The sequence below is a fragment of the Hymenobacter agri genome (assembly GCF_054778495.1).
Genome location: NZ_BAAGZM010000243.1, coordinates 1 through 6,043, shown reverse-complemented (window position 1 = coordinate 6,043; position 6,043 = coordinate 1). Strand labels below are relative to the sequence as shown.

The 6,043-nt window shown below is 57.1% G+C and carries 4 protein-coding genes and 1 pseudogene; 3 read left to right on the top strand and 2 right to left on the bottom strand.

Annotated features, from left to right (window positions below):
- Window positions 1-341, bottom strand: a pseudogene (locus ACYVDE_RS12770) (hypothetical protein); the annotation flags it as partial.
- 361 nt (window positions 342-702) lie between these two features.
- On the opposite strand from ACYVDE_RS12770, the gene ACYVDE_RS12765 reads away from it, so the two are divergent.
- The 3 genes from ACYVDE_RS12765 to ACYVDE_RS12755 all read left to right on the top strand — a co-directional run bounded on the left by ACYVDE_RS12765 (window position 703) and on the right by ACYVDE_RS12755 (window position 5,146).
- A complete protein-coding gene (locus ACYVDE_RS12765) occupies window positions 703-2,436 on the top strand; it encodes a L,D-transpeptidase family protein (RefSeq protein ID WP_460501929.1) in 1,734 nt (577 codons plus the stop codon).
- Window positions 2,437-2,849: 413 nt separating this feature from the next.
- The gene (locus ACYVDE_RS12760) at window positions 2,850-3,839 is read left to right on the top strand and encodes a helix-turn-helix domain-containing protein (RefSeq protein WP_460501928.1); all 990 of its coding nucleotides are present in this window, start codon (window positions 2,850-2,852) and stop codon (window positions 3,837-3,839) included.
- A 1,121-nt stretch (window positions 3,840-4,960) separates the two neighbouring features.
- The gene (locus ACYVDE_RS12755) at window positions 4,961-5,146 is read left to right on the top strand and encodes a hypothetical protein (protein ID WP_198068736.1); all 186 of its coding nucleotides are present in this window, start codon (window positions 4,961-4,963) and stop codon (window positions 5,144-5,146) included.
- A gap of 107 nt (window positions 5,147-5,253) precedes the next feature.
- Here the strand turns inward: ACYVDE_RS12755 and ACYVDE_RS12750 are convergent, their stop codons facing one another.
- Entirely contained in the window at window positions 5,254-5,736 is a 483-nt protein-coding gene (locus tag ACYVDE_RS12750; protein ID WP_460501927.1) for a hypothetical protein, read from the bottom strand.
- Window positions 5,737-6,043 lie beyond the last annotated feature (307 nt).

The following is a 6,043-nucleotide window of genomic DNA, read 5'->3' as shown; positions in this document are numbered from 1 at the left end:
GTGCGGTAAGCAATTCGCACGGCCGTCGCGCCGGCTGGCAGGGCGATGCGTAGGGCTTGGCCCAGCACGGCATCGGCGGCTTCGAGAATAAAGTGGGTGGGGGTGGGCTGGCCGGCGGCGTCCAGCGTCGCCACAGCTTCGATGGTCAGGTCGCGGGTATCAAGCACCAGCTCGGGGTTGGCCCCCGGGTTGGCCAGCTGCCAGGTGGCGGTGCCGGCCAGGGTGTGCTGGTCGAAGTCGACGGTAAGATGCAGGGCCAAGTGGTGCACCCGCACCGGGCTGCGGCTGGCGTAGCTGTGCGGGTCGAGGGATTGAATGGCGAGAGCAGTGTTTTCAGACATGCGATATAGGGAGGGTGCGCCGAAGATGGGGACGGTAAGGTCAGCCGAAGGCGACTGGAAAGCGAAGACCGACCCAGCCCAGGCAAATTTGAATAACGATGCGATGGTAGGCGCCGGGTATGTTAGCGGGCCACCAGAAGCGGTCGCCTTCCGGAAAGGCGGGGTGGTAGCTCAGCGCTTCGGATAGGCATACGAAACTGGCATGATTCCGGTGGATAACCTATCGACTCATGCCGTGTTGTGGCGTACTTTGCACCCAGACTGCCCGGGCAGCCCGGCGCAACCCCGCCCACGGCTTGGTAGTACACCTCCCGCCGGGGCTTCGGCCGAGGCAAGTTTTTCGCCCGCTTTATTCTCTTCAATGACTTTCCTCCTCCGATTTACTTCCTTGCTGTGGCTGCTACTGGCCGCGCTGGGCAGCACCACTCTCACCGCCTGCGGCTCCGAGTCGCAGAAGCAGACTGCCGGACAGGCGGTCGGCGACTCGTCGGTCACTACTGGCCCGGGTGCGCAACCTCTCATGGATAGCACTCAACTCATCTCGACCTTCCGGGCCGAGCCTGCCTTTAAGTCGCAGCTGTTGCCTGCGTTGCGCTTCTATCGTGCCCGAAAATTCCAGTTGGGCTGGTTCAAGAACCACCAGCCCGTCGAGCAAGTAGCCAATCTGCAGGCCATTATTAGTAAAGCTGCGGATGAAGGCCTAAAAGCTAAGGATTACCAGATTAAGGATATATCTAAAATGTTGGCTGAGCTGGAGAAGGTTCGGGACGACTCCGTGCGCCGCAATGCGCTGGAGCGCCAAGCCGATATTGCCCTCACCGGCACCTACCTGAAGTGGGCCAACGACTACTACCGGGGCATTGCCAATCCGCGCGACAAGAAGGATACTTCGTGGCTGGTGAAGCCCAATAAAATCAAGCTTAACAAGGCCCTCGCCACCTTTTTGGGCGAGCGCAAAAGCCGCTACAACTACTACGAGTTTGCCCCGCTGCACCCCGAATACGACCAGTTGAAAAAGGCGCTGGCCACTTACCGCGCTCAGGAACGGGCCGGCGGCTGGCCCGCGCTGCCCGCCAACACCGTACTCAAGCCCGGCCAATATTCGCCGGCCGTAGCGGCCCTGCGCAAGCGCCTGCTCGACAGCGAAGGTGGCGCGGCGGCCAGCGCAACGGCCGCCAAGCCCGGCCAGCCGGCTGACGTAGCGGCCCTCACATACGACGCCAAATTGGAGGCGGCCGTGAAAAAATTTCAGGAAGATGCCGGCCTCAAAGCCGATGGCATTGTGCGCGGTGAGACGCTAAAGCAGCTCAACGTGCCCATCGGCACGCGCATCGACCAGCTCATTCTGAACATGGAGCGGTGGCGCTGGCTGCCCAAAAAATTCGAGCCGAATTACCTGCTCGTGAACATTCCGGAGTACACGCTGCACGTGATTGAGGACAACAAAGAAGCCTTCAACATGCGCGTGATTGTGGGCAAGGTTCTGCACGAAACGCCGGTGTTCAGCGATAAGATGGAGTATGTGGTGCTGGCCCCTTACTGGAACGTGCCGTTCAGCATCATCGATAATGAGCTGCGTGGTAAGCTCGCCGCTAACCCCAACTACCTCGACCACCTCGACATGGAAGTGGTGAAGGGCTACGGCCGCAAAGCCACCGTCGTCGACCCCAATACCATCGACTGGGCCAACGTCACGCAGGCCACTTTTAAGTACACGCTGCGCCGCCGCCCGGGGCCCAAAAACGACCTTGGCGATGTGAAGTTCATCTTCCCCAACTCGAACGATATCTACCTGCACGACACGCCCCACGACGAGCTGTTTTCGCAGAGCAACCGCAGCTTCAGCCACGGCTGCGTACGTCTGTCGGAGCCCATCAAACTGGCCGAATACCTGCTCCGCGACCGGCCCGAATGGGACCGCCAAACCATTCTCGACAGCATCGCCACGCGCCACGAGAAGTACATTACCCTAAAGGAAAAGCTGCCCGTGTACCTGGTGTACTTCACCGCCTGGGCCGATGCCGACGGGCACCCGCACTTCCGCGACGACATCTATGGGCTTGATAAAAAGCTCGCCCGCGAGTACTTCGACTAAGCGTTTCCGGCTCATCTGAGCCGGCATTTAGCGCACTGAAGAAGCCCCGATGGCCCACGGCCGTCGGGGCTTTTTCGTGCCTGTCTGGATGGTTTTCTACTTCGGTACGATGTGCGAAACGGGTACTGCAAGCCAATAGATTTCCGGTGCCGCCGCGATGTTAAAGAAACTTGCAGTGCGGTGCGGGCGATGTAGCAAGCAATGATTTTACGGTTTTTATATCAGGCGGGAGGTAGGCTGCCAACTATTTTGTTGGATAACATTTGTTTAATATGATTTCAAAACAAATGTTATTTACATTGGTGCTTCACCTTCTGTCTACAAATGGTTTATAAATGTAAATACGGTACTGACATGCGGGTTTATTTCGTCTAACCACGCTGCTGTGCTACATTTGTAATCTAAGTCAGTTCATGGTAGAGCGCATCCGTACCCTGCTGGAGAGTCGTCAGCTAACTCCCACTCAATTTGCCGACCTTATTGGGGTGGCCCGGCCCATTATCAGCCACATTCTGTCGGGCCGTAACAAGCCCAGCCTGGACGTGGTGCAACGCATTCTGGGCGCCATGCCCGATTTGTCGATGGCATGGCTGCTAAATGGGACGGAACCGATGCTAACTCCCGCCCCTGCAATTGCTCCAGCTCCGTTGGCACCCCGCCCAGCCGCAGCCCCGGCCCATGCGGCTGCCCTGCCCATTCCAGCCGTACAGCCACCCGCTCCGACGCCTGCTACCACAAGTGCATCTTCTGAAATCATTGATAAACAGCAAATTGTTTCACAAGCGGCATCTTTTGCGGCTAAGCCCACAGCATTCGCTCAGCCTGTAATGCCAGCGGCAGCTGCACCTGCAGTTGCCGCTGGAGTGGGCACTCCTACTCAGCCCGTCAGCGCCGCGCCTAGGCCTCCCATGCCACGCCGGTTTCCGGTTAAGCCGGTAGCTGCGGTGCAGCCCGCGCCTGATGTGGCACCGGCAGCCAGCATTTCGGTTGCAGATGCCCCGGTTGCCAGCTCTGCGCCGGCAGCGGCCACATTCAGCCTGCCCGACGCACCGCCCACAAGCCTAGCAAATGCGGAAGCCATTGCAAACGAGAACGTAAGCGCGCCGGTTACTGTTCAGGCGGAGCCTCGTGGAACGACTGTGGACACGGTACCAAATGTGGTTTCTCCACAAGTGACGGAGCCTGTACTCATTCCGGCCCACGCTTCGCCACTGAGCGCGTCCATACCTGGCGCTGCTACGCCCCCGCCCAGCTTGGGGCCGGCCGTCGGCTCAGCCCCGATACCCGCACCCACGCTGGCTAATGATATGGCATCGGCCTTATTCACCGGCGCAGAAAAGCCGATTCGGCGGATTGTGATTTTCTACCGCGACGGGTCTTTTGCCGATTATCAACCCGAGTAGAGCATTCGCTTAAGACGTAGGCTAGGGCGCAAAAATGGGTCATTGGCAGACGATGTAACTGCTATTGGCGCGCTGTCATATCCAATTAGGCCGCCTGCCCATAAGGATATGTTATGAGCTTCAGAGCGGGTTTCCCGTTGTAGCGAGGTGTAGCGTCTGGTGGGGTGAACAGAGATATGAGCGGCAGAAAACTAGCGCGCAGATAGTCACCAGTCGGTAATGGACCAGCACCGCTTAACGGAATTTATAGGGCCGCTCGCCGAGTTAAATGTGGGTTTCACCGGCGTTGTCAAACACTGCAGTTCAAGTTATTGCCCAGCAGTTGCCGTAAGCCGTACTTGGATAAGTCAATCCTTGTAGTTAGCCGATGCCAGCTGGTGCAACTACTCGATTTCGGCGGTAAATGGTAAACTATTGGCGTAAAGCACAATTTGTCAGTTGCTCATTTCATCCTTCGTTCTAATACTATTCGGCAAACAGTTTAGAGGTAGAAATAGAATAGATGGAATATAGGGCGTTTGACGAATTGCTAAGATGTATGGGCTGTATATTGTGAGAATAAGTATTATAAAATAAAATTACATATCATGCTTGTTTTCAATAAGTTTAATTTGACTAATAAAACAAGTGTTTTAAGTATTATTGGTGTGTTTTAGGTATGGTCAGGGTGACCATATTGTATTGAGGGATGCCTATGCAGTTAGCGTAGCTTCTCCATCGAAGGGCTGGAGCGTGAGCTAATGACTGCTAATGGAATTGACATGCGGGTGGATTGGATTAGTATAAAAAGCAGCTTTTCGATATTGCTCCCGTTGCTAAGTAAATGAGCTATATGTACCGGCAACATAGCAGCGTCTGTTTGGTGGATAAGTGCTATCCTGCTTGCTGGCGTGTTCCAATGAGAGTGCATCGGATGGACGCGCTTGTCTTAGGTTGCGGATGGCGACCTAGGCTGGCTGACCCAGTTGCGGCAGTTAGATAGTATCGGTGAATTGTCAATTGTAAACGACGAATTATTCGGGTTTTTCAAACAGACAGGCGAGTGCCGGTAAGCTGCATTCCGCATCGGTCTATCCGGATAATGCTTTGCTGGTTTGGCAGCCGTGGGCTACCTTCGTGGCATGAAACTGACCCGCACGAATCTTTGGTTGGCCGCCGCAACGGCCATGCTCCTGACGGCCTCCTGTGCCCAGGCTCCCGATGCCGCCGAGGCTGAGAAAGACCCTTCGGCTGACGCCGCTTACAAGCGCGCTCACCGCGCCGAAGGCTACCGCGAAGCCCAGCGTTCCAACGTAACCCGCAACTAAATTTTTTCGGACTGCTGGCTGTTAAATTCGCCAGTACGGTCTGCTGAAAACGAAAAGCCCCCGCCAGATTTTTGGCGGGGGCTTTTTTTCGTTGCTGAGGAATGGAGTTACCTAGCCGTTACCAGCACGGGCACAGGTGCGGCCTCGAAATCGGGTAGGCTGATACCGGCTAGCAGGTCGCGCTCCAGTAGGTCGGCCCAGGTGCGGAGGTAGAGCACCACGTCGTCGCGCTGATTGTGGCGGAGGGCATTGCGGCGCTCGAAGGGAATCTCGCGGCGGATGCGGGCGTCGGAGAGGCGCTCGAGGTGGGTGAGGTCGGTGCGGGTGAAGCCGAGGGCCAGCATCTCATCGATGGTCTGGTCGATGGGCAGGCCGCTGGTGGGGCAGTAGTCGATAATCTGCCGCTCCCAGTCGCCGTAGCGCTGCATGGCGCGGGCGTGAATTTCGGCCTTGGTGAGCTGGGTGATGGTTTGGGCGAGGTGCCCGCAGTTGCAGCTGCCCATGTGGCCCCACTGGTAGGGCGCTTGGGTGGCAAGGCGCTGGGCCGTATCGCGCAGGGCCTGAATGACGGGGAGCGTGGGCTGAGCCATGTATAGTAGTCAGTGGTTAGGTTCCGTACCAGCCTAAAAAGCAGCGGGCCCCGGAAAAAGTTTTCCGGGGCCCGCTGCTTTTGGATGAAAGCTTCAACTACTCAAAAGAACGTCATGCTGAGCTTGTCGAAGCATCTCTACCGCTTCGTTGCTTCCGATTGGAATGCGTTGTGCGGAAGAGATGCTTCGACAAGCTCAGCATGACGTTCTGTTCAGCTTACTGTTCTACCAAACCAGCTGTTTAGAACGAACCGCGGCGCGTGCCGCCGGCATCGCCCCGCCGACGGCCGCCCATGTCGCCGCCTTC